Source organism: Acinetobacter sp. YH12064, from assembly GCF_013419735.1.
Taxonomy (GTDB): domain Bacteria; phylum Pseudomonadota; class Gammaproteobacteria; order Pseudomonadales; family Moraxellaceae; genus Acinetobacter; species Acinetobacter amyesii.
This window is the reverse complement of record NZ_VOZP01000011.1, coordinates 146,293-168,654: the sequence shown is the minus strand read 5'-3', so window position 1 is coordinate 168,654 and position 22,362 is coordinate 146,293. Positions and strand designations below refer to the sequence as shown.

The following is a 22,362-nucleotide window of genomic DNA, read 5'->3' as shown; positions in this document are numbered from 1 at the left end:
AAAACCTTCAAAATTCTTGCTGAGCGATATCGCAATCGAGGCAAAAGACTAGCATTAAGATTCAATCTAATTGCTGGAATTTATAACTTGGAGCTGAGTGAAAAATGACTTATGAAAGAAATCTATTGTAAAGGTAGAGTAGAAAAAAAAGAATAAATGAACCGAATAGCTCGATTTGCATTGTCCACAACACACCATTTAATGGTACAGATCCAAATATAAAGGCACCAATCGTACCTTGATATAAGGCATCAAAAAATGTAAATGGATCTTGACCGTAAGTCGCCATCCATCTTGAGATATTAGACATATTAACATCAATGAATGATGTCACTATCCATGCCAAAACACATGAAACAAGAGCGGGAATTGCAAGTCTAGGAAATCTTTTTAATGACATGGAAATTAATTTTTTTTTAATGTCACTTTTAGACAAGATTGCATAAGACAGTATATATCCACTTAAAACAAAAAAGATAAAAACAGCAGCAGAACCGGAATACCAAAAATTAAATGGGGAATGATATATGGCACTTTCAACATTACTCATTTTTTGTAAATCAGTTTGGATATTATTGTGGAGTAGTGGGGCGAAGGTAAGCACTAAATGTGAGAAAACTACAGCCAAACAGGCTAATCCTCGAATACTTTCCGCAGAATTAATTTTAGACATACGCAAGTTAATTGAAAAAATTATTGATCGAATCATAAAGGAATTAGAGTTGAAATGCTTAATAAATATCGAAACTATTTTTGAATCCACGACTTGGATCACTATCCCTTATCATCATCAGGGTCGTGTCAATGAATGAATCAAAAATCAGCGGCACTACGTTGGTCGGGTGCAGAAAATGCATGCACGATTGGCGGTCTAACTTCTATGTGTGTCGCTACGCGTATATGGAAGTCAATTTTTGGAATTATTCAGCACGTATTACACAAGCAATTTCGAATAGTTAGAATTCTCAGTCAAAAAGCACCCAACCAGGTGCTTTTTTATTGCCAAAAATTAGGGGGTAACATGTCCGAAACGACAGCAGCGGTGGCAGAAACATCAGCTGCAGCTTTGGGATCAAAAGCAACAGTGACCGGTGGAGCAGCAAGCTTTGCCGGTTTTTTTATGGGCATTGATTGGATGGGGTGGGTAGGTATAGGCGTTGCTGTGCTGGGCCTACTCATTAATGTTTATTTCTCATGGCAACGAAATCAGCGCGAAAAAGAAATTCACGAGCTTACAAAGCGAAAATTAAACGGTGAATGCAATGTCAAACAAGACTAAATATTGGACGTATGGATTAGTAGCTTCGGCTGCTTTTTTTGTGGGCTTAGAAAAGTATGAAGGTTACTCAGCAAAACCCTATAAAGATAGCGGTGGGGTTGTAACGCAGGGCATTGGGTCTACAACCAAACCAGATGGTAAGCCAATCAAAATGACTGATCCGCCAATCACGCGCAAGACCGCTCAAGAATGGGCAAAAGCGCACGTGCCTAAAGATGAGGTTGTTTTTCGAAAGTCCCTTGAAGGCGTGAAACTTTCGCAAGTTGAATACGATGTGTACCTCGATTTTTCATACAACTTCGGTGCAGCTAACTGGCGCTCATCTTCAATGTTACGCAATTTGAAAGCAGGACAATATAAGCAAGCATGTAACTCATTGCTGAAATGGAAATATGTAGCTAAGCGCGATTGCTCGGTGCGGTCAAACAATTGCTATGGCGTTTGGACTCGACAATTAGAACGTCATCAAAAATGCATAGGAGCACAATAGTGCCATTATTACTTTGGAAATATAAAATATGGATCGCAATTGCGGTCTTTTTTGTTTTATACGTGGGGCAAATTGCTTATACCAATCACTTGTCTGGGAAGCTGCGCAAGGCAGATGAGCAATGTAATGCAAAGATCCAAGAAATTGAGCAGAAGCATCTTAAGGCTTTAGCTGAAAAACAAAATCAAATCAACCAAGTAAGTGCAGACTATGAAACACTTAAATCCGAGCAACGCATTAAAACAGAAACAGTCACACGTGAAGTTCAAAAAATCATTGAGCGGCCTGTGTATCGTAATGACTGCTTTGATGACGACGGCGTGCAGCAACTCAACTCACTTATCGCCAGTGGTGCCAGCAAACCTCCTTGAGCCTTGTGCAGATCTGCAACAACTTGAGTCGGGGCAGGGTAAATCCTTAATGCTTTGGTCTGTAGATACGGTTGCTAAATATAATGACTGCAAGGCACGTCATGGTGCAATTGTAAAAGCCCTCAAATGAGGGCTTTGATCTAATTGGTTGCTTTTAATTTTTCGATCAATTTCTCTTCGAATTTATCAATTTTTTCTATGGTTTCGATAATCATTGTTGGCAGATCTTTAAACGTGAAAACTTCTTCACAAGAGTTATTACTTTCAATGCTAAAACCTACAGATCTATCAAGAACCCTTTTTAATGAGTTGGCAATGCTTATATTATTTGGGTCTAACCCATAGCGGCAATAAGAAATAGGAGGAAAAACCTCAATATCCCTTTTTAAAGAAATTTGTGGTTCATCAAAATAATTATAGTACTTCTTGTACTCCTTGATTATTAAGATAAAAAATGTTTCGGAATGAATGTAGTGGTGATGTATTAGTGCAAATTCTTTAAACAAATTATTGTCAATAAATCTAATATTTTTAACTACTTCATAGATCTTTCTATGTATATCTTCTTTTTCATAAACAAGTAGCTCCTCATTAAATATTAAAAAAGCATTAATTTTATTTAATGTTCTAAGATTATCTTGCATCGTATTGAGTTTATATTTTACTTGAGACAAAACTCCCATTACTTCTAAAGCTTGTTCTTTTGTCGTTGTGTAGTTAGCTGGATCTCTCCAATCGCTAAATAATAAAGATGCAATATAGGCAGCAACAAGAGTGGCTCCACCACCAAATAAAGAGGAAACAATAGACCAAGTATCTTTTAGTGAGTTTGATGAGCCTTTAAATTCAAACAATATCCAAGATGAGGCAAAGCAGAAAAAAACCGCAGCCACCGTAATCGCAATAACATTAAAAATTTTTGTTTGAAGATCACTCATTAACTATCTCCACACCTTCCCAAAATTCACCCTTCTTTTTCGCCAAGAAAATATCAGCATCTCTTTTACTCATAAAATACTTGGCTTTCTCGTAATCACTGGTCCCATGCCAACCCGATTGATCTACAAAATTCACTTCTGATAATTCCCAATAACCCAAATCATCTTCTTGTTTTACATAAGAGAGATACTTTTTGTTTTTCTTCATGACAATCATTGTTAGCATCCGTATCTTAAGATGATGTGAGTATATGGTGCTCTTATTTGAAAAGCATCAAGCGGGTGTTGCTGATAATGCATATAAGCTCTAAAATGATAGGCGAATGATGGGCGCCAATTAAATATAAGTTGTTGGTTTTAAATGTGTGACATTGCTTTGACATCGTAGAGGTCAGCAGTTCGAGTCTGCTTATACCTACCAAATTCAAAAAGCAGAATCAGAGTGATTCTGCTTTTTTTATCTGAAATTATCAGGGTCTGTTGACATTTACTGTTCATAATTAACCCTATAAAGGTAGCCATAAAAATATACAGGCTAAAGCAACAGAACTTTGATAATTCCTTTTGAGCTTGTCATATCGAGTAGCTATTCCTCTAAATTCCTTTAATCTGCAAAACATATTTTCAACTAAATGCCTGATTTTATATAAATACCAGTCCATATGGTCATTGTTCGATTTGCTATTCGTTTTCCTTGGTATATTCGCTTTGGTGCTTGTTTTCCTGATCTGTTCACGCAGTGGTTCTGAATCATAGCCTTTATCTGCGCATACGACTTATGTCTCTTTTAAATCTAATGTTGATATTAAATCAGGTGCAACTTTAACATCATGTGTGGTTCCATCAGTAATCATGAAATCAATAGGATTGCCATGTGCATCAACAATCAAATGTATTTTTGAGGAGTTTCCTCCTACACTTTTAGAAATAGATTGATTCGCTATGCCGGCAGAATGTTGATGAGCACGTACATGAGAGCCATCAATAGAAATCCACTCCATATCGGGGCATGAGGCTAGTAATTTAAATAATCTAAGTAACTTACCACTGCTTGACCAACGATTAAAACGCTTGAAAATAGAGTTTGAATGACCAAAACAAGAAGGAATATCTCGCCACGGACAGCCTGTTCTAATTCTAAAGAGAATAGCTTCAATAAAATTGCGTAAATTTGAGTTGTGGTGAATGGATAAATTACGCAGAATAACTTTCAACTTTTGCCAGTGTTGATCTGTCAGCATGGTACGAGGCATAGCGAATAGTAAAATTGGGTTTGGCGATTTGATTTTACTACTTCGCTATTTTTTTAAGCTAAAAGTGTCAACACACCCTAATTAAAGTGTTATCAAGAATATAGTTAAATCAAATCTGCTTATATGAAAGGTGTTCATCATGAGTCGTTACCAAACTTAATTTTCTTTTATAGACTCATATGGACTGAGTCGTAAAATCATCATGAGATGGAATTGGGTGTAAATGCATCTATGTGCAAATACATCAATTTGGATATTGGTTGATTAAGTGATTAAGCCAAACTTCTTTGGCTCATATTTCTGCATTTATGACTATATAGTAGTGCTTCATACAATGTATGCTATAGCGGATTATTTGAAACAAAAAAGCCGCATTCTATGCGGCTCTTAATTGAACAAATAAATTATGCATCTTCAGTTTCTAAAATTTCGAAGTCATGGGTAATTTCTACACCACCATCCATCAGCATTTTACTAGCAGAACAGTATTTTTCAGCAGAAAGTTCAACCGCTTTTGCAACTTGCTTTTCCTTCACGCCATGACCAGTGACTACAAAGTGCAAATGAATTTTAGTGAATACAGCAGGAATAGTGTCGGCACGTTCTGCATTTAATTCACAACGAACATCAGTAATGTCTTGGCGTGCTTTCTTTAAAATCGTCACAATATCGAAAGATGCACAACCACCAAGTCCTGTTAAAATCAGTTCCATTGGGCGCGGACCACGGTTTTCACCGCCATATTCTTGTGATCCATCCATCATAACAGTGTGACCACTTTGAGTTTTTGCTTCAAAAGCAACATTCTCTAGCCAATGAACACTAGTTTGCATTGCAAGTCCCTAAAAAAAGCTATAAATTTACGCAGTACCTGTACACTAACATAAATTGAGTTGATAAGGAATTTCAACTCTTACGTGTGACAAGTTCACTTTAGGTCTTGTGCGATCTATAAATTATCCATATTCGGAAACTGTTAGCATGACTTCAAACTTTTCACAACTTAGCACAGATGCGCTATCTCCGGGGCAGTTACCTGAGTCGGTGAAGGCATTATTAAAACGTGCATATATTAATCGTTACCCAAAACGTACAACAATCATTGATGCGGGCTCAGAATCTAAATCTTTGTATTTAATTCTTAAGGGTTCAGTATCTATCATTTTACGCGAAGATGATGAGCGTGAAATTGTGGTTGCGTACTTAAATGCGGGTGACTTTTTTGGGGAAATGGGTCTATTCGAAGCAAATGCACAGCGTACTGCAGAAGTGCGTACGCGAGATGTATGTGAAATTGCTGAGATTACCTATGAAAACTTTCATGAATTAAGTAAACAATACCCAGACTTAAGTTATGCGGTATTTGCACAGCTTGTACGCCGTCTTAAAAATACGACGCGTAAAGTAACTGACCTTGCGTTTATTGACGTATCAGGTCGAATTGCACGTTGCTTAATTGATTTATCTTCACAACCAGAGGCAATGATTTTGCCGAATGGTCGTCAGATTCGTATTACTCGTCAAGAGATTGGTCGTATCGTGGGTTGTTCCCGTGAAATGGTTGGTCGTGTTCTAAAAACACTTGAAGAGCAAGGCATGATCGAAACTGATGGTAAAGCGATTCTAATTTTTGATGCATCGCTTGAAGAGAAAAGCCAATTGGCTTCTGACGATTTCGACGACGAAGAATAATCAGTCTTCCGAATCTAAAAAAAGCAAACTCAGGGGTTTGCTTTTTTTATGTCCATTCATTTCTCACTATTATAGCGGAAGCAACCTTTCTCACATTTTTTGACAAATAAACAGAAAATTATGATTTAAACAAAGCCGATATCTTAGGTAAGCTACTTCGTGACTTATATATTGATATTTAAAATAAAGAGGGAATTTGCGGCATGCAATTTAAACCATTGGCACATACTGGCATTTTAGTTCCAGAAATTTGTTTAGGCACCATGACGTTTGGTGAACAAAACACCCAAGCAGAAGCTTTTGCGCAACTGGATTATGCTTTAGAGCGTGGTCTTAACTTTTGGGATACTGCAGAAATGTATCCTGTCCCACCGAAACCTGAAACCCAAGGTTCAACTGAAACTATTATTGGTAACTGGATTGCAGCTCGCGGTGGACGCGATAAAATAATCTTAGCTTCAAAAATTGCAGGACCGTCACAAGGCGGTAGTCATATTCGTGACGGGCAAACTAAATTTATTGCTTCGGAAATTGAGTCTGCACTAGATCAATCTCTTCTGCGCTTACAAACAGATTATCTTGACTTATACCAGTTGCATTGGCCGCAACGTCCAACTAACTTTTTTGGTAAATTGGGTTATGGCAATGCCGAAGCGAACAGTACGCAAACTATTACCAATTTAGAAGAAACATTGGTTGCTTTAAGTCATGAAGTGAAAAAAGGCCGAATTCGCTCAATTGGACTATCTAATGAAACGCCATGGGGAACTTTAAAATTCCTACAACTTGCAGAAAAGCATGGTTTAGAAAAAATTGTCAGTGTGCAAAATCCATATAGTTTATTGAACCGTACTTATGAAATCGGTTTATCTGAAATTGCACACTACGAAGGCGTGGGCTTATTGGCATATTCACCTTTAGCATTTGGTTATCTAACAGGTAAATTCCGTCATGGTGCACGTCCTGCCAATGCTCGAGTGACACTATTTTCACGCTTCAGCCGCTATTCAAATGCGGAGAGTGAATGGGCAACAGAACAATATGCACAATTGGCTGAACAGCATGGTTTAACGTTGACACAGTTAGCACTAGCATTTATTAAGCAGCAATTTTTTGTCACCAGTACAATTATTGGTGCGACAAATCTAGATCAGTTGAAAGAAAATATTGATGCTTTTGAGGTGAATTTATCAGAAGACATTTTAAAAGGGATTGAAGATATTCATCGCCAACAGCCAAATCCTGCACCTTAAGCTGAACTTTTCAGTGGATTATGTAAAAGCCTGCATGTAAATGTGGGCTTTTTTGACATTTACGTGATTTAAGCTAGTGGAAAATCATTGAATTTTATTGTCAGAAAGTCAGTTGAGTTGACAAGAAAATTGTTTAAAAAAACATATGCATTTAAACAACATAATAAAGTACTAAATTCTTCAATAAATGACTTGAAAACTATTCTATTTATACCAATATTATAATTGAGATTTATCTATATCTTAAAATTAACTCATTGAAAAATATTTAAAAAATGTATTTGAAATTTTAAATATGACTCCCATATATGCTTCAAGTACAGAATTTGTTGTGAGGAATAACAAGAATGCGATTCGAAAAATTCACAAACCGTTTGCAGCAAGCATTATCCGATGCCCAATCTTTAGCAATGGGGAAAGACCATACAGCCATTGAAGGAATCCATATTCTTTCGACATTGCTTGAAGAGCCGTCGAACCAAAACTTGTTACAACAGGCAGGTGCTAATCTTCCTGAGTTAAAAACCAAGCTTCAGCAAGCCCTACAGGATACCGCCACCATTGCTACGCCGACAGGGGACATCAACCTAAATCCTGAAGCAGTCAAAGCGCTAAATTTAGCCGATAGTTTTGCGCAAAAAGCTGGAGATGAGTTTCTTTCTACAGATTGGGTGATTCTCGGTTTAGCTGAAACGGGTAAAACCAAAACCTTATTAAATAGTGTAGGCGTAACGACAGATAAATTACGCAATGCAATTGAACAAATACGAGGCGGTGAACAAGTCATGAGTAATAACCACGAAGATCAACGTGATTCACTCAACAAATATACCTTAGACCTCAATGCACGTGCATTAGAAGGCAAGTTAGATCCAGTTATTGGTCGTGATGAAGAGATTCGCCGTACCATTCAGGTATTATCACGTCGTAGCAAAAACAACCCTGTACTGATTGGTGAGCCGGGTGTGGGTAAAACTGCGATTGTAGAAGGTTTGGCACAGCGTATTGTCAATGGCGAAGTCCCTGAAAGTCTGAAAGGTAAACGTGTACTTTCGCTTGACCTTGGTTCATTGCTTGCAGGTGCAAAATACCGTGGTGAATTCGAAGAGCGTCTTAAAGCCGTTCTAAAAGATTTAGCCAAATATGATGGCGAGATCATTCTTTTTATTGACGAATTGCATACGCTTGTTGGCGCAGGAAAAGGCGATGGTGCAATGGATGCTGGTAACATGCTTAAACCTGCATTAGCGCGTGGTGAGCTACGCTGTGTAGGTGCGACAACACTTGATGAATATCGTCAATATATCGAAAAAGATGCGGCTCTAGAACGTCGTTTCCAAAAAGTGATCGTTGATGAACCGAGTGTGGAAGACACCATTGCGATTTTACGTGGTCTAAAAGACAAATATGCAACCCATCATGGTGTGCAAATTTTAGACTCTGCGATCATTGCTGCGGCAAAAATGTCGCATCGTTACATAACAGACCGTCAGTTGCCAGACAAAGCCATTGATTTGATTGATGAAGCTGCATCACGTATCAAAATGGAAATTGACTCAAAACCTGAGCCATTAGACCGTTTAGATCGTCGCCTAATTCAATTGAAAATGCAGTTAGAAGCAGTGAAAAAAGATGCAGATTCAGTCTCTAAAGCTGAAGTTGAGCACCTAGAGAAACAAATTGCTGAAGTTCAAAAAGAATATAGTGATTTGGAGGAAGTGTGGATTGCGGAAAAACGTTTGGTTGACGGCACGAATCAGGCTCAAATCGAGCTAGATAAAGCACGTACTGCCTTTGAAAAAGCACAACGTGAAGGTGATTTAGCAGAAGCTAGCCGTTTGCAATATGGTGTTATTCCTGAGTTGCAAAAACGCTTGAATGAAGAAGAAGTTGCCGAGGTGAATGAGGAACCGAAACTGATTCGTACCAAAGTCACTGAAAATGAAATCGCTGAAGTGGTAAGTGCGGCTACAGGTATTCCTGTTGCGAAAATGCTGCAAGGTGAACGTGAAAAACTCTTACACATGGAGGAGTTCTTACATAACCGTGTAGTTGGTCAAGATGAAGCTGTCGTAGCAGTGTCGAATGCGGTGCGTCGTTCTCGTGCAGGATTATCCGATCCAAACCGCCCAAGTGGTTCATTCTTATTCCTTGGGCCTACAGGTGTAGGTAAAACTGAGTTAACCAAAGCTTTAGGCAATTTCTTATTTGACAGTGATGATGCGATTATTCGTATCGACATGTCAGAGTTTATGGAAAAGCATTCGGTGAGCCGTTTAGTGGGTGCACCTCCGGGCTATGTAGGTTATGAAGAAGGCGGTGTATTAACTGAGGCTGTACGTCGTAAACCTTATAGTGTGGTGTTGTTTGATGAGGTTGAAAAAGCACATCCAGATGTCTTTAACATCTTACTTCAAGTGTTGGATGATGGTCGATTAACAGACTCACAAGGCCGTGTGATTGATTTCAAAAACACCGTGATCGTGATGACCTCGAACTTAGGTTCAACCGATGTTCGTGAATTAGGTGAAAACCCGTCGAAAGACGAAGTTCGCGCTGTGGTTATGGCTGCGGTATCTGAACATTTCCGACCTGAATTTGTGAACCGTATTGATGAGTTGGTAGTTTTCCACTCTTTACAAAAAGCGCAAATTCGTGGCATTGCGGATATTCAGTTGGATCGCTTACGTTCACGTTTGGCTGACAAAGACATGAGTTTGGCGGTTGAAGATAGTGCCTTTGAATTGCTTATCGATGCTGGTTTTGACCCTGTGTATGGCGCACGTCCTCTGAAACGTGCTATCCAACAACAAGTTGAAAATACATTGGCACAGAAAATCTTATCAGGTGCTTTCCAACCGGGCGATACGATTGTCGTTCAAGCGGAAGGAGATCACCTAACTTTTGAAAAGTTAAAACTCAACTAAAAAGCACAAATCTGCTACATCCAGTTGTAAAAACAGAAACCCGGTTTAGGCCGGGTTTTTTAATTTTACGCTTGTCGTAATTTTCGTTTAAATACGTAAAGTTCATTGCATTTCATCATTTTCACCCACTAAGATGACGTCCGCACACATCCAACGAGATGACTGTGTTCTGTAAAACAAAAACAATATCGCTCGTTCATTATGAATGAATGGCAACAGGAAATTATGATTATGATGGAATTTAAACTGCTTAGGCAGATCAAAAAAGAACCTTATAGTTTATATAAACGTACAGATGATATCACTGTTCAAGAACTCAAACGCATGTATGGTATTTACCAAAAATATTATGCCAATACCCGTTATGAAATTTTTGAACGCGACTTCTTAGAAAAAACCGGTGTTTTTTTCATTATTGAACCGAAAAATAATCAAATTGTCGGATTCTCGACGGTTATGGAGCGTGACTTTATTGTTGATGGTAAAGCCCGACATGCTTTTTTCAGTGGTGATACCATTATTGAGAAAGAGTATTGGGGGAATCGTGCATTAACTCGAGCAATGTTCCGTTATATTATTAGTTTTAAATTTCGTCATCCAAGAACCCCTGTATATTGGATTTTAATCTCTAAAGGCTTTAAAACTTATCTGCTCTTAGCCAATAACTACTACAGCTACTATCCACATTATGGTGAGAAAAATGCCCATCTCAAAGACTTTGTCGAATCGTACTGTAAAGAATATTTCTCAGAATACTATAACCATGAAACAGGTCTGCTGAATTTTGGCGAAGACTACCAGCCACTCAAAGCAGATGTTGCGCCAATCACCCATGAGATGCGCGAAAACAATACCAAGATTGCTTTCTTTGAAGACAAGAACCCAACGTGGGTCGATGGAACTGAACTACCGTGCATTGGTGAATTACGTTGGAGCGATTTATACCGTTATGTAAATCGATTCTTAACCAAGACCACCAGTGTGAGTAAACATGACAGCAAGTTACGTTATAAGTCACGTACATTGCATATTGCGACAGGTTCAGACTCGAAGGTGGCCTAATGGGATTGCTTCTCACCACTGCACATCAAGTTTTGAATATTGCCTGCCGTAAAGCATTTCAACGCTATACAGAGCAGGCAAATCAGCTGGAAAATGTGCAACGTAAAAAATTAAGCTATTTTTTAAAGCAGCACATTTCACAAAATTTAAGCTATGAGCAATTTGCCAAAAAATATCCGCTATCGCGTTATAGCAATTGGAAAAGCCAAATTGAACAATCCAGACAAAGTGGCAAAAATTGTTTGGGGCCTGAAAAAATTGTCCGTTTTCAACCCACCAGTGGGTCGAGTGAAGCAATTAAATTCATTCCCTATACTCAGGCTTTTTTAGATGAGCTAGATGAAGCTATTGGGTTATGGCTCACTAATTTATATCGCACTCATCCACAACTGAAAAATTCAACGCATTATTGGTCGGTTTCATGGTTGCCTGAAAGCCAGCGAAAGCTTTTAGAAAATAGTAATTTGAATGATGACAGTGCGCTGCTTAATCTGTCGAAGCGAGTGTTGAGTAAAATTACCCAATCGGTACCGACTGAAATTGCGATGGCGAATTCAGCCGAAGATGCCATGTTTGCAACTGCGGTGTATCTCGTTGCAGATAAGCATTTAGGCATGATTTCGGTATGGAGTCCTACATTTGCTTTGCAATTGTTGGATATCATTCAAGAACATCAAGCTGAAATTGTGCAGGTCTTGAAAACTGGACAATGGCAACGTGAGGGTTTGAGTTTTCTGCAAGTTCCTAAATCTTGCCAACAATGCTATCGCTTACAAGACTTGGATTTGACCCAAGCAACGGCGTGGAAAAAACTGTGGCCTAAACTCAGTCTGGTTTCGAGTTGGGATACAGCGAGCGCAGAGCAGTGGGCAGTACAACTCCAGCAACGAATTGCAGGTGTGGCATTTGAAGGTAAAGGTTTATGGGCAACTGAAGGCGTAGTGACGATTCCATTTGCAGAGCGTTTTGCCTTAAGTTATCAGTCACATTTTTATGAATTTATTTTGCAAGACAGCCAAAAAGTGGTGCCATCTTGGCAACTGAAAATAGGCGATATCGTTAGTCCTGTGATCACGACAGGTTCAGGATTAATTCGTTATGTGATTGATGATGAATTAGAAGTCACCAACTTTTATCAGCAAGTGCCATGTTTCAAATTTTTAGGTCGCAAAATGACGGTTGATCTGGTCGGAGAAAAGCTCGACCACAATGCTGCAGTTAAAGTGCTTGCAGAGTTTAAACAAGCGGATTATTTGCCGATTAGTATCTTGGGTATCGAACAATGTTCGGTTAAAAAACCGCACTATATTTTACTCAGTGAAGGCAATGTAGATAAACAACCATCCGCTCAAGCACTAGACCGTTTGCTTAAACATAATTTTCATTATGAATTGGCACGAGATCTAGGGCAGTTGGATGAACCTGAAGTGGTACATGTACAAGATGCTTGGGACTACTACAAAACACTAGCCATGAATAATGGCATGATTGAAGGGAATATTAAGCCTGAGCCGCTTAAGAAAATGAAAACAAAAATAATTGAGTATTGAGATGGATATCGATGTGTTAGATGCATCGTTCGATGAAACGGCGCTATATCATTCAAAGAATGAGACTAAGTTTGCGGTTCGAAATGCGACTGTTGAAGATGATGAGCAACTAATGAAAATTAGTGCTGAGACTGTGCCAAGTAATGGCATTACCTTATCTTATGAACGTCACCCGAGTTATTTGGCTGCTAGCCATGCACAGTATAATCGACCAGATTTAAAAGTGGTTGTCCCTGTGGATGATCCATCTATTGTGATTGCGATGATGAATTTGGGATGGCGTTATTGTTATATCAATGGTCAGCCTGACCTAATGCGTTATGTTGCCGATTTAAGAATGAATCCGGCGTATCGTGGTGCCAAAGTCATGCGATTATTAATGGACTATGTCCATGATGAAATCCCCCAAGATACGATTTTTGAAAGTGTAGTTTTAAACGCCAATATTGTCGCAGCTAGTATTTTACATCATGAAAGATCAGGTTTTCCGTTGCCATTTTTTTATGATGAAATTCGAACCTTTACTGTTTCACAGGCAATGAGACCAAAAACTTTCAATCAATATCAATTTAAAATGCTGACTGCTGAACGTGTAGATGAAGCGAATGATTTCATTTTAAAAATGAAAGACCATTATAATTTTTTACCTAGCTATGATTTTAATGCGTTGGTTGATGGTCAAAATCCATTTTGGGCAGGCTTAAATCTGGACGATTTTTATTTGATTTATGATCAGCATAATCTGTTGGTTGGACTCTACGGATTATGGAATCAAAAGAGTTTCAAACAAACTCGTGTGATCGACTATTCACGTCCATTAAAGTTGATGAAGCCTTTTTATAATGCCTATGCGAGTGTGCGTGGTGTATTATCACTGCCAAAAATTCAGGGAACTTTCGATTATTTAATGCTGCATAGTCCACTATGTCATCCTGAACATCTAGAAGTATTTGCAAGTTTGATTTTTCATGCCAAGCAACAGACCAAGCGACGTGGCAAAGAAACCTATTGCATCACTTTGGCAGAGAAGGACCCGCGTATAGGATGGATGAAAAATACCACCTCTCACGTGTTAAAAGCCAAGCACTATTTTCATAGTTTTAAAGGCAATCCATATGCCGCATTTGATCGTAAACGTATAAGTTATTTTGAAGCTGGGCGTATATAGTTGAAGTGATAGCCATCAAAAAATCAATTAAAACTGTCAAATCAATCATTTAATATCATTTTAATTGTGTACTTATGTAACTGAGTTCTTCAGTATACTGCGCAAAGAATAATCAGAATGAGAAAGGCATGTCAAAATTGATGTGGGGAATTGGCAGTTTAGCGGTGCTTTCAGCAGCTGTGGTGGGAGGGAATTTATATGCAGATAAATCTCTTGCCCAATTTTATACACAGAATAATTGGTCAGCAGCTGTGCAAGATGTTGATGTGAAGTACAGCAATTATCAAATGGGCTTGATGGGCGGAACAGTCGATTGGGTATTAACTCTGAAAACAGACCCGTGTAAACCCAAAGAAGTGATCGTATTGAAGGGTACCGATCAGATTCAACGTGGGTTGAAAGGCTATAACATCAACTCGAATTTTAAGATTGTTCAACAACAAAGTACGTCTGAATATGCCAAGCTTTTTGGTACGGACTTAACGGCAAAAACATTGGTCAATTGGATTGGTCAAAGTAAAACAGATCTACAGATTCCTGCATTTAAAACGACTGCACAAGGTGCAACGGTACAAGCTGATGCCAGCCAATTGCAAATTCGGATCAGTAGTCTACCGGGGCAAGCCACTAAGGTATCTGAGCTTTCAATCCATTTACCTGTGGTTCGGTTGAGTGAAGGTCCAATGCAAACCATGGTGCAAAATTTTTCGATGAAGACCAATCAAGGTCTAAATCAGGAAAATCTTGAAAATGGTTTTGTTGAAATCCAAGCGGGTTCTATCAAACGTTTAGATCAAAAGTTCTCAGGCGGCATGCGTGGTATGCAACTGCGTTGGGAGACCGAACTAAATAAACATGATGTGGACTTTGAAGGCTATTTAAAAGCTGATGAGATGGATTTCCCTGGTTCACCGGTCACCAAAGATTTCGCACTAAATTTGGCATTGCATAAAGTCAATCTGGATAAAGTCCGTGCATTTAGTGAACTTTTGCATCAGGTGGAAAATTCATGTGATGCAGTGGGTGAATCAAGTGAAGAAATGACTCAAGCTTTCTTAGCTATCGCAAGCCAAGGTTTTGATTTTGAGTCTAAAGATAACTCGATCAGCATTGGTGGAGGTAAAGCTTCTGCAAATGTCGTGGGGAAAGTCATGCCGGGTCACCATGCTTCAATGGAGTCTTTTATTAAAATGGTGCCGAGCTTACTGGATTTTCAAGCAGACTTAAGTTTTGATAAAAATATGATGACTGCAATCATGAATAACTTTTTGCAATTACAGGGCAAAAGTTTGTCAGGACAGGAAGCCGAAGCCATGTTTGCAGGCTTTGAAACATCAGGGCAAGGCAAGCGCGATGGTAATAACATGGTCATGAGTATGCAATATAAGTTCGGTCAAAAGCTTTTTGGTCAGGCTATACAAAAGAAATAAGCAACAAGTCGTTAGTCGTATAGTTTGAAAATATAAAACCGTCATAGATTGGCGGTTTTGTATTTTTGGCTACAGAATTATGATTTTCAGTTTATCGGAACACAGCGGCCTAGCCATTGTTGAACAGTTGAAAAGTTGCTAGCGTCAATGGGCAACTAGCCAATGAAAACAACAATAGGAAAGACACCATGTCACACGATTATTTTTTTAGACGGAAACTTGTTCATTCATCCATGCCTAAATGTTCTTGGGTAAAACATAGTTTTGTTATTAGCATTTTTTTAATCGCTGTTCAGTCTATAGCTTTTGCGGGTACTTCAATTTCAGATCAACGCTTGTCGAATGAAACGCAAGGTAAAAAACAGTTTAGTGAAGAAACCTTAGATATTATTGAGAGTGAAGCAGCTAAACCCAAAGAAGAGCAGCAGAAAAATTCAAATCATAAATCTAATCGTAATAATAAGATCATTCAAGAGACCCAGCTCGAAGGCTCAACCATGAGTGATTATTTGCTTCAAAAGAAAAGGGCAGCGGATCAGGTCGGGTTAATACAATCTCCAGAAGTCGCACCGATTAACCGTATTGTGCTGCAAGAGCGACATGAAAATATTCGAGTAACGTATCCAGATGGAGTCGTGGTTGAAATGAAGCACTGACGTGCTTCATTTCATAGATCAGGAATTGCTAAAGTTAAACCTTAGATTTGTGGATGGGTGATTTTCCATGCACGATGAATTTTGCTGTTACGTTTAAAGTCTAGACCAATGGTTTCATTGCTGATTTCTTCAACATCAAACATTGCCATGATCACATCGTCCATCTCAAAACCACGGTAGTTGTTTGAGAAGTAAAGCGTACCGTCAGTGGTTAAACGGTTCATGGCACGTTTAAGCAAAGACATATGGTCGCGTTGGACATCAAACGTACCATAGAACTTTTTAGAGTTTGAGAAGGTTGGTGGGTCAATAAAGATCAGGTCATATTGCTCGTGACCTTCTTTCAACCATTCAAAACAGTCGCTAGAGAAGAACTGATGTTGTTCATCTGCATGATCTACAGTCAAACCATTCAGTACAAAGTTCTCTTTAGACCAGTTTAGGTAGGTATTTGACAAATCGACACTGGTCGTACTTGCTGCACCGCCAAGCGCTGCATGTAAGCTCGCTGTAGAGGTATAGCTGTATAAGTTCAGGAAGTGTTTGCCTTTGGCTTCTTTGGCAATGCGTAGACGCATTTGACGATGGTCAAGGAACAAACCTGTATCGAGGTAATCTGTTAAGTTCACCAAAATCTTAGCTTTGCCTTCTTGAACGATAAAACGTTTAGACGCAGTACTTTGTTTAGTGTACTGATTTTTACCTTCTTGGCGCGCACGTGTTTTAATGAAAATCGCATCACGACCTAAGCCTGTCACTGCACGAATCGCTTGAAGTGCTAAGTTAAAGCGTTTTTTGGCTTTTTCAGGGTCAATTTTTTTCGGTGGTGCATATTCTTGTACGTGTAAACGATCACCATACAAATCTACCGCGACATTAAAGTCAGGCAAATCGGCATCATATAAACGTAGGCAGAAAATATTTTCTTTGACTGCCCATTTTTTAAGATTCTGCATGTTTTTTTGCAGACGGTTAGTAAAGTCTTCTGCACCTTCAATTTTTTCAAATTGTTGCGGTTCCCAATGCTCTAGGAAAGGCTTTTGAACTGCCGCAGGTTTGACTGTACCAAAACGGACGTAAATTGGTAGCTTACCATTCATCAAACGCAAAATTTGTGGATCATTAAAGGCAAGGACATCGGCCTGTTCAACTTGTGCTGCAATAATTGCAGCAGGCTGATTTGGGAAGTTCTTTTGTAATAATGCCGATAGACCTAAATATAGTGCGCGGTTAGAGGCTTTATCACCTAAACGCTCGCCGTATGGAGGATTAGTGACAACAAAGCATTTCTTACCTGTTGCTTGGAAATCTGGCCAGTCTGCAAGTGTACGTTCTTCAATTTTAATTTGATCAAGTACAGATTCGAAACCTGCAGCGATAATATTTTGTTTGGTTGCTTTTACTGCTTCCCAGTCTGCATCAAATGCATAGAATTGTGGGAGAGGGTTTTCAAGTGCGGCTTTATGACGTTCAGCAGCTTCGCCTTTGATCGACATCCAAAGTTCATGGTCATGACCATTCCAACCATTAAAACCAAAACGACGAACAAGGCCTGGCGCGCGGTCAGTCAAAATCATTAAAGATTCAATGATAAAGGTCCCTGAACCACACATTGGGTCCAAGATAATATCGGGTTGATGTTGTTTAAGTTTTGCTTTCTGTAAGATAGCAGCCGCTAAGTTTTCTTTAATCGGTGCATCTGTCATGTAGCGACGGTAGCCGCGTTTATGTAGAGAATCACCTGATAAATCTAAGCAATAAGTATGTTCAGTTTTGCCAGCTAATACATACAACGTAATTTCAGGTTGCTTAATGTCAATGCTAGGACGTTTGCCCACAGCTTCCATAAAGGAATCGACCACACCATCTTTAACACGTAAAGTTGCGAACTGAGAATTGACTTTAATGTCACGTTCGATGTGTAAACGAACGGCAAATGTACTTTGTGGTGCAAAAATAAGTGACCAGTCAAAGTTTATTGCACCTTCGTAGAGCTCTTCCGCTACATCACGTGCATCATGCGTGAACTCTAATTCATGTGTATGAATGGGGGTGAGTACACGTGAAGCCAAACGTGACCACATGCAAATACGGTATGCATCTTCAAGTGTGCCTTTGAATACAAGACGACCCGGGAACTGTTCAATATTTTGAACACCTAAACCTTCAATTTCCTCGCGGAGTAAGGTTTCCAGTCCATCTGCACAGGTAACCCAATATGTAGAAAGACGCGGTTTCGAATTCATGTAAATTTCCAAAGGCAAAAAAGCAATCGCATATTTTAACGTATTTTCGGGGATTTGGGCGGACGATATTGCGCTGAAACGGGAGAAATATCGGTAGATTTGAATGACTTTACCAAATTTATTCTGTGTACATTGTGAGAAATATCACTTAATGGTACAAAAATTGCTATAACCCTGATCAAAATTCGATCTTTATAATATTGATATCATTAGGGGTATTTATGACAGGGCTGGCAATCAATAGTCAATCAAACGCATTTTCAATCGCAACCTTAATCTATGCGCGTTTACGTCGTGTGTCAGGTCGGGTTATTGACGCATTATATGTAGTTGAAAATGTCGAATATGCACGCTTTGTTTCTAACTTGGCTTTGGAAACGGCTGATCCTGAATTATCTCGTTTAGTTGCACGTTTATATAGTGAGTTGAATTTGCATGAAGTTGCAGTTTCAGCACCAGAAGAACCAATAGTTAGCTCAGTTCAATCTGAAACAGCAGAAATTTTAATGAGCGAACCGACTGCGGAAGATATCTATAAAGCACAGGTTGCACATCGTTATATCGGCGCATTGCGTTAATTCAATCCTGCTGTGAGCAGTAGGTATATTTTTCTTGCTGCACACAGCCTGATGTATAAACCAACTTCCTTATTTCAAGAGTTGTTGAACTGCGCAGAAGGCGGCTGTTTATAGCTGAACTTTATCTGTTTGAAAGTATTCAAATCAATCAAAAATAAGGACAGATAGAAGTCCTGTTTGAAGGCTTTTTGAAAGGGGAAAGGTGAAGTTTAATTTAAAACGTTTAATTTATCTAATTGAAATGATAGATAGGAATTTGAAAATTCATTCTGAATAACATCATGCGTTTGCATTGAACGTTGAAAACTTCAACTGCCATTTGCCAAGATTCTCTGTATAATGCGTTAACTTAACGATAAGGAATCTCTCATGCACTTGGCGGCATTGCATACACCGAGCCAGATTCAACTCAACCAAGATGGTAACTTAAAACATTTCCTCACCATCGAAGGCCTTTCTAAAGAAACTCTCACAAAAATATTGGACACTGCACAGTCCTTTTTTAATGACCAAAATCAGCTAATTACCAACAACCTTTTAGAAGGTCGTACGGTGATGAACCTGTTCTTTGAAAATTCAACACGTACCCGTACCACTTTTGAAGCGGCAGCAAAACGTCTGTCTGCAAACGTATTGAACATTGATATTGCACGTTCAAGTACATCAAAAGGCGAGACACTGCGTGATACCTTGTGGAATTTAGAAGCGATGGCGACCGACATTTTTGTGGTTCGTCATTCATCGTCAGGCGCGCCGCACTTTATTGCCAAAGATGTTTGTCCGCATGTGGCAATCATCAATGCAGGCGATGGCCGTCATGCGCATCCTACGCAAGCCATGTTGGATATGTTGACGATTCGCCGTGAAACCAAAAAGAATTTTGAAGACATTTCCATTGCCATCATTGGCGATATTAAGCATTCGCGTGTTGCCCGTTCAGATGTCGCTGCATTACAAACATTGGGCTGTAAAGATATTCGTGTCATTGCGCCTAATACTTTGCTGCCTTACGGTTTTGATGATTATGGCGAAGGCATTCGTCTGTTCAACAACATGGAAGCCGGTATTCAAGACTGCGACGTGATTATTACTTTGCGTATTCAAAATGAACGTATTGATTCTCCTGCGCTGTCATCTCAAGCTGAATTCTACAAAATGTACGGTTTGAATAAAGAGCGCTTGGCTTTGGCAAAACCTGACTGCATTGTGATGCATCCGGGACCGATGAACCGCGGTGTTGAAATTGACTCGAGTATTGCCGATGGTGCTCAGTCGGTGATTTTACATCAGGTGACCAATGGTATTGCGGTACGTATGGCGGTACTGGCTTTGGCAATGCAAGGTCAGTTGCAAGAAAAAGGTTTAATTGAAGCGATTGCGGTTTAAGGGATAGTCATGAGTATTGTTAAAGTTGAAAATGTACGTGTCTTAGATCCAATCAATCAAACTGACAGCGTACAGACAGTTTATATTGAAAATGGCCGATTGGTTGCCGAAAGCAATGCCGCTGAAACCATTGATGGTCAAGGCAAATGGCTGATGCCAAGTATGGTTGACCTTTGCGCGCGTTTGCGTGAGCCGGGTCAGCAGCAGCACGGCACTTTAAAGTCAGAAGGGAAGGCTGCGCGTGCGAATGGTATTCTGCATGTGTTTACGCCGCCAGACTCTAAACCGATTGTGCAAGACAATGGCGCATTGATTCATGGTCTGGTGGAAAAAGCCATGCTAGATGGCGGCATTTACCTGCAGGTGATTGGCGCGCAGACTCAAGGCTTGTTAGGCAAGCAGCCTGCGAATATGGCAGGTTTGAAAAAAGGCGGCTGTACAGCAGTATCAAATGCCAATGCGCCATTTATGGACGATGATGTGGTGATTCGTACCTTAGAATATGCTGCGGGTCTGAACATGACCGTTGTGTTCTATGCCGAAGAACCGCAGATTGCCAAAGATGGCTGTGTGCATGAAGGCTTTGTCGCATCTCGTCAAGGTTTACCGATGATCCCTGCATTAGCAGAAACCGTAGCCATTGCAAAATATTTACTGATGATTGAAGCCACTAAAGTGCGTGCGCATTTTGGTCTGTTGTCATCAGGTGCATCTGTTGAATTGATTAAACATGCCAAAGCGAAAGGCTTGCCGGTGACTTGCGATGTAGCCATGCACCAATTGCATTTAACTGACCAGTTGATCGACGGCTTTAATTCACTTGCGCATGTGCGTCCGCCGCTGCGTTCTGAGCAAGATAAAGACTTGCTCCGCCAAGCAGTGAAAGACGGTGTGATTGATGCAATTTGTACGCATCATGAGCCGCTGAGCAGCTCAGCGAAAATGGCGCCATTTGCTGAAACACAGCCCGGTTTTACTGCATTTGATACCTATGTACCTTTTGGTATTCAATTGATTCAAGAAGGCCTATTAAGCCCACTGGAATGGGTTGAGAAAGTCACACTCGCACCTGCTAAAGTAGCCAATATGCAACAACGTTGGGCAGATGAAGCGGGTTGGGTGCTTGTTGATCCTGAGCTTGAGTGGACCATTAATAAAGACACGATTGTGTCAAATGGTAAGAACACACCATTAATTCAGCAAACGGTAAAAGGTAAAGTGGTTCACACTTTCTTTAGATAAACAAAAAATGAGTAGAACTTAATTAAAAAAAGCTGGCAATAGTCAGCTTTTTTTAATTAAATATGGTTGGTTTATGTAAATTTGTGTATATTTGATTCAAGTAAATAGGGGGTAATATGTCGTTTTATAAAAATATTTTAGCAATTGGTGTGGTTGCAGTATGTGTAACAGGTTGTAAGGGTAATTTATTTTCTAAGCATATAGCATGTGATGACACAGAAGCTTTGCTGCTTGTTAATCAAGTTTTAAAAGATAACCTAACAAACCAATTAGAAAGTGAGCTTAAATCGCTAATTTCGGATGGCGCAATCAAAGATTTGGATCCTGCTAAATTAAAACTTTCAGCACAATCAATAAATTTTACTTTGATGGATAGTCGTACAGAATTTATTGATCCGAATAGTTCAAAGACGAATTGTTCAATTGATTTAGCAACAATTTTACCTTCCGATGTTGTGAAAAAATCAGATGAAGCCCGTGTTAAAGTAGATCGCTATTCAACTGAGAGTCAAGCTAATGACTTAGGTGTTGATTTTGATAATAATAAAATCAACTTAACTTTAGAATATACGCTCCAACCCTCAGACAAGGGCGATAAAATTTTTACTCTAGTTAAGAACACAAATAATTTTAATACTTTGATTTCTGATACTTTAACTTATGCATTTTTAAAGCCTCAAATTGAGAAAAATCAAATTAAATTAAAAGAGGCTGAAACGAAGCAAGCAGTTAATGCAGCTTATGAGGCTAACTTGGCTGCGCAAGATGCAGCCGCGGCAGCAGCACAAGCAACTGCAGCAGAAACTGAATATTATTCAGAATATTAAGATGGTAAGATGAA

20 protein-coding genes and 2 pseudogenes are annotated in these 22,362 nt (G+C 39.3%); 16 read left to right on the top strand and 6 right to left on the bottom strand.

Going from position 1 to position 22,362, the window contains the following annotated elements:
* Positions 1 to 108: pseudogene (locus FTU13_RS12175) on the top strand (IS5/IS1182 family transposase); the annotation flags it as partial.
* A 1-nt stretch (position 109) separates the two neighbouring features.
* Here FTU13_RS12175 and FTU13_RS12170 read toward each other — a convergent pair.
* Positions 110 to 673, bottom strand: a complete 564-nt coding sequence (locus FTU13_RS12170) for an acyltransferase family protein (protein WP_180161113.1) — start codon at positions 671 to 673, stop codon at positions 110 to 112.
* Positions 674 to 1,021: 348 nt separating this feature from the next.
* Between FTU13_RS12170 and FTU13_RS12165 the strand changes: the two genes are divergently transcribed.
* The 3 genes from FTU13_RS12165 to FTU13_RS12155 are packed head-to-tail and all read left to right on the top strand — an operon-like array spanning position 1,022 to position 2,140.
* Complete coding sequence (locus FTU13_RS12165) at positions 1,022 to 1,279, top strand: holin (RefSeq protein ID WP_180026358.1); 258 nt, start codon at positions 1,022 to 1,024, stop codon at positions 1,277 to 1,279.
* On the top strand, positions 1,263 to 1,769 hold the full coding sequence (locus FTU13_RS12160) for a lysozyme (protein WP_180127186.1): 507 nt from the start codon (positions 1,263 to 1,265) through the stop codon (positions 1,767 to 1,769). The genes FTU13_RS12165 and FTU13_RS12160 overlap by 17 nt, the downstream gene beginning before the upstream one ends.
* Positions 1,769 to 2,140 carry a hypothetical protein gene (locus tag FTU13_RS12155; RefSeq protein ID WP_373684829.1) on the top strand — a complete coding sequence of 124 codons (372 nt, stop codon included), beginning with the start codon at positions 1,769 to 1,771 and terminating at the stop codon, positions 2,138 to 2,140. Before FTU13_RS12160 ends, FTU13_RS12155 begins: the two co-directional genes overlap by 1 nt.
* A 140-nt stretch (positions 2,141 to 2,280) precedes the next feature.
* Here the strand turns inward: FTU13_RS12155 and FTU13_RS12150 are convergent, their stop codons facing one another.
* The 4 genes and pseudogenes from FTU13_RS12150 to FTU13_RS12135 all read right to left on the bottom strand — a co-directional run bounded on the left by FTU13_RS12150 (position 2,281) and on the right by FTU13_RS12135 (position 5,164).
* The gene (locus FTU13_RS12150) at positions 2,281 to 3,078 is read right to left on the bottom strand and encodes a hypothetical protein (protein WP_180127184.1); all 798 of its coding nucleotides are present in this window, start codon (positions 3,076 to 3,078) and stop codon (positions 2,281 to 2,283) included.
* Positions 3,071 to 3,295, bottom strand: a complete 225-nt coding sequence (locus FTU13_RS12145; protein WP_180127182.1) for a hypothetical protein — start codon at positions 3,293 to 3,295, stop codon at positions 3,071 to 3,073. The genes FTU13_RS12150 and FTU13_RS12145 overlap by 8 nt, the downstream gene beginning before the upstream one ends.
* A 289-nt stretch (positions 3,296 to 3,584) precedes the next feature.
* Positions 3,585 to 4,331, bottom strand: a pseudogene (locus tag FTU13_RS12140) (IS5 family transposase).
* 404 nt (positions 4,332 to 4,735) lie between these two features.
* Positions 4,736 to 5,164 carry an OsmC family protein gene (locus tag FTU13_RS12135; RefSeq protein WP_078191820.1) on the bottom strand — a complete coding sequence of 143 codons (429 nt, stop codon included), beginning with the start codon at positions 5,162 to 5,164 and terminating at the stop codon, positions 4,736 to 4,738.
* Between the two features lie 148 nt (positions 5,165 to 5,312).
* Here FTU13_RS12135 and crp point away from each other — a divergent pair, with 148 nt between their 5' ends.
* The 8 genes from crp (at position 5,313) to FTU13_RS12095 (ending at position 16,069) form a co-directional block, all read left to right on the top strand.
* Positions 5,313 to 6,023: a cAMP-activated global transcriptional regulator CRP gene (gene crp / locus FTU13_RS12130; RefSeq protein ID WP_078191819.1), complete on the top strand. Its 711-nt coding sequence runs from the start codon at positions 5,313 to 5,315 to the stop codon at positions 6,021 to 6,023.
* 203 nt (positions 6,024 to 6,226) lie between these two features.
* On the top strand, positions 6,227 to 7,276 hold the full coding sequence (locus FTU13_RS12125) for an NADP(H)-dependent aldo-keto reductase (RefSeq protein ID WP_180127180.1): 1,050 nt from the start codon (positions 6,227 to 6,229) through the stop codon (positions 7,274 to 7,276).
* Between the two features lie 347 nt (positions 7,277 to 7,623).
* Entirely contained in the window at positions 7,624 to 10,203 is a 2,580-nt protein-coding gene (gene clpB / locus FTU13_RS12120; protein ID WP_180023472.1) for an ATP-dependent chaperone ClpB, read from the top strand.
* A 225-nt stretch (positions 10,204 to 10,428) separates the two neighbouring features.
* Positions 10,429 to 11,265 (top strand): hypothetical protein, encoded by an 837-nt coding sequence (locus FTU13_RS12115; RefSeq protein WP_306441826.1) that lies wholly within the window; start codon positions 10,429 to 10,431, stop codon positions 11,263 to 11,265.
* Positions 11,265 to 12,815, top strand: a complete 1,551-nt coding sequence (locus FTU13_RS12110; RefSeq protein ID WP_180127178.1) for a GH3 auxin-responsive promoter family protein — start codon at positions 11,265 to 11,267, stop codon at positions 12,813 to 12,815. Before FTU13_RS12115 ends, FTU13_RS12110 begins: the two co-directional genes overlap by 1 nt.
* 1 nt (position 12,816) lies before the next feature.
* Complete coding sequence (locus tag FTU13_RS12105; protein WP_180127176.1) at positions 12,817 to 13,983, top strand: GNAT family N-acetyltransferase; 1,167 nt, start codon at positions 12,817 to 12,819, stop codon at positions 13,981 to 13,983.
* Positions 13,984 to 14,111: 128 nt separating this feature from the next.
* Positions 14,112 to 15,413, top strand: coding sequence for a DUF945 family protein (locus FTU13_RS12100; protein ID WP_180127174.1), 1,302 nt, complete (start codon positions 14,112 to 14,114; stop codon positions 15,411 to 15,413).
* 188 nt (positions 15,414 to 15,601) lie between these two features.
* The gene (locus FTU13_RS12095; RefSeq protein ID WP_180127171.1) at positions 15,602 to 16,069 is read left to right on the top strand and encodes a hypothetical protein; all 468 of its coding nucleotides are present in this window, start codon (positions 15,602 to 15,604) and stop codon (positions 16,067 to 16,069) included.
* 41 nt (positions 16,070 to 16,110) lie between these two features.
* On the opposite strand, the gene rlmKL is transcribed toward FTU13_RS12095, so the two are convergent.
* Entirely contained in the window at positions 16,111 to 18,315 is a 2,205-nt protein-coding gene (gene rlmKL, locus FTU13_RS12090; protein WP_180084798.1) for a bifunctional 23S rRNA (guanine(2069)-N(7))-methyltransferase RlmK/23S rRNA (guanine(2445)-N(2))-methyltransferase RlmL, read from the bottom strand.
* Between the two features lie 221 nt (positions 18,316 to 18,536).
* Here rlmKL and FTU13_RS12085 point away from each other — a divergent pair, with 221 nt between their 5' ends.
* The 4 genes from FTU13_RS12085 to FTU13_RS12070 all read left to right on the top strand — a co-directional run bounded on the left by FTU13_RS12085 (position 18,537) and on the right by FTU13_RS12070 (position 22,348).
* Positions 18,537 to 18,893, top strand: a complete 357-nt coding sequence (locus FTU13_RS12085; protein WP_180023478.1) for a hypothetical protein — start codon at positions 18,537 to 18,539, stop codon at positions 18,891 to 18,893.
* 369 nt (positions 18,894 to 19,262) lie between these two features.
* Positions 19,263 to 20,279: an aspartate carbamoyltransferase catalytic subunit gene (locus FTU13_RS12080; protein ID WP_078188620.1), complete on the top strand. Its 1,017-nt coding sequence runs from the start codon at positions 19,263 to 19,265 to the stop codon at positions 20,277 to 20,279.
* Between the two features lie 9 nt (positions 20,280 to 20,288).
* Entirely contained in the window at positions 20,289 to 21,521 is a 1,233-nt protein-coding gene (locus FTU13_RS12075; RefSeq protein ID WP_180127169.1) for a dihydroorotase, read from the top strand.
* Between the two features lie 116 nt (positions 21,522 to 21,637).
* Positions 21,638 to 22,348 carry a hypothetical protein gene (locus tag FTU13_RS12070; RefSeq protein ID WP_180127168.1) on the top strand — a complete coding sequence of 237 codons (711 nt, stop codon included), beginning with the start codon at positions 21,638 to 21,640 and terminating at the stop codon, positions 22,346 to 22,348.
* Positions 22,349 to 22,362: the final 14 nt, after the last annotated feature.